Origin of the sequence: Psychrobacter sp. AOP7-C1-14 (assembly GCF_052376135.1) — a bacterium.
Classification (GTDB): Bacteria; Pseudomonadota; Gammaproteobacteria; order Pseudomonadales; family Moraxellaceae; genus Psychrobacter.
In genome coordinates this window covers 1-2,235 of record NZ_JBQSVH010000038.1, presented here as the reverse complement: position 1 = coordinate 2,235, position 2,235 = coordinate 1, and the positions used below count along the sequence as shown (strand labels likewise).

The 2,235-nt window shown below is 40.4% G+C and carries 3 protein-coding genes; all 3 read right to left on the bottom strand.

What is annotated here, in order from left to right; genetic code table 11:
• Positions 1-342: TRAP transporter small permease (locus tag ACT3QN_RS13600; protein WP_444523981.1), on the bottom strand; the 342-nt coding region annotated here is incomplete at its 3' end.
• Between the two features lie 17 nt (positions 343-359).
• The gene (locus tag ACT3QN_RS13595) at positions 360-1,418 is read right to left on the bottom strand and encodes a TRAP transporter substrate-binding protein (protein WP_444523980.1); all 1,059 of its coding nucleotides are present in this window, start codon (positions 1,416-1,418) and stop codon (positions 360-362) included.
• Between the two features lie 366 nt (positions 1,419-1,784).
• A complete protein-coding gene (locus ACT3QN_RS13590) occupies positions 1,785-2,132 on the bottom strand; it encodes a hypothetical protein (protein WP_444523979.1) in 348 nt (115 codons plus the stop codon).
• Between the last annotated feature and the right edge of the window lie 103 nt (positions 2,133-2,235).

Here is a 2,235-nt window from a genome sequence, read left to right as displayed (position 1 = left end):
CCCCCATGAGAATACGATGCCGATGACAAAGAAGCCCATCATAAAGATGCCCATGAGGTAGCCTTTGATAGACTGTGGCATTTTTTGGGTAAAAACATCGACGATGATTTGTGAGCGTTCAACGAAAGCAGCAAAGGCGGCAAGTAATGCAAATAGCATAAAGTAAGAGACGATCTCTACACTACCTTTGACGGTAAAGCCAAACTCACCACCGGTGAGTTTGAATATGTATCGTGCGCTGACATCGAGCATAGTGGTAAGAACGATGATGATGAGACTCACCCCGCCGATAAACTGACATAATCTAGAGATTAAGACGCTGAGTTTGACTAAGAATGCCATGTGACACCTCCAATAGGTTAGACCTTACAGGCAGCACTAGCAGCTTTTGCTTTTTCATAAACGCTGTCTGCATCCAAACCTAAAGCATTAACGTCCTTCAGATACTTTTGGGTTCCTTTTTCGAGCGGACCTTTCCAACTTGGATCATTTAATGGGTCAGGAATATCGATAATTTCATCACCTTTATCTTTAGCAGCTTGCATTGCCATCTGGTCATGTTTATCAAATACCTCACCAACTTTATTGGCTAGTGCCATGCCCGAGTTTTCATCCAGAACTTTCTTCAAATCATCAGGTAAATTATCGTACTTATCCTTATTCATCGTGACCATAAGCGCTGAACTATAGAAAGGAATATTAGTATGATACTTAGTGATCTCATCAATTTTGAAAGCCGTTACTGCTTCCCAAGGGAAGCTCAAGCCATCCACAACGCCACGCTGTAACGATGTATACATATCATTAGCAGGTAGGCCTACTGGCGAAGCACCAGCACTTTCGATAATATCACCTGCCACAGCAGAAGGACGACGGATACGCATGCCTTTCATGTCTTCAGGTGTGCGTATCAATTTGTCGGTTGTATGCAGCGCACCAGGTCCAGCACCGTACATAAATAATAGATGCGAGTCTTCGTATTCACTAGCCAAAGTACCGTCGTCATAGAGAGTCTGTAGCATACAACCCATTTGCGTTGCTGAATTTGATAAACCCGGAAGTTCAGTAATCTGAGTCAAAGGGAAACGACCATTAGTATAGCCATGTGCTTGTGAACCAATATCAATCGTACCTTTTGCAGCAGATTCATAGGTAACATCTGCTTTGGCAAGACCAGCTGAAGGATATAATTCTACTTTTAGGCGACCATCAGAATCTGTTTCTATCTGTTCTGCCCAAGGTTCGAAGACCTCTTTGCTAATAGATGAGGTTGCTGGCCAGAAATGTGAGAATCGTAGCACAGTTGTTTCTTGAGAAGTGGCTGATGACCCATCTGTCGCATCAGCAGATTGGTTAGAACAGCCAAGAAGAGAAATAGCGGCTAAAGCACCAATTGAAAAAAGAGGAGCTAACTTCATTATCAATTCCTTTTGATAATTGTGAGAATAGGAGTAAGGCATTGCAAGTAAACAATTTGATCTATCCTAGATTACATAGTCTACAAGTTTTCGATATCTTTTTTACACACCTTTAATAAAAGTACAGTTTAAAATTATCAGCTATAATGATAGAAGTCAAATCATTTTGAATACATAGTAAGTAATATATTCATACTATAGATATATTTATAATGCTTGAACTGTCTATACAGATAATAATAAGGATAAGAAAACTGAATCAAACACTCATAAAAAACCCTCAAACCTAATTTTCGTTTGAGGGCTCTTCTCTGTGAGCAATAATTAGCAACTAATCATTATACAACTGCTAATAGTAATGAAGACTTATTCTTCCATCTGCCACCTATTATCTACCCATACCGCATCGCTGTCATCTAGATGAACGTGCCATTCTGCCTCAGCGACTACGAGACGAATCTCAGTCAAACACTCTAACCAATGGTTGATGCTATACATCAGAACATCTACATCTACGCTAACAGGCATCTTTGTAGCACCTGCTAATATTACTTCTGACTCACTATCATCATAAGCATAAAGATCAAAAGACTCCGCGTCTTCTGCATGCTCGAAGCGATCATTATATTTATCAACGATGAGCGTAATAGCTTCTTGCTCCTGCTCAGTCAAAAGCGTCGTACGCTCAGCAGTATAATAGAGAGAAACGCCCATAACATGCTCCTAAATATAAAAGTAGTTATCAATAATATCACATAGCGTTTTTCCGCAGACGAAGAAAAGCCCCCTTCGACTTATATCGAAGGGGGCTTTATCT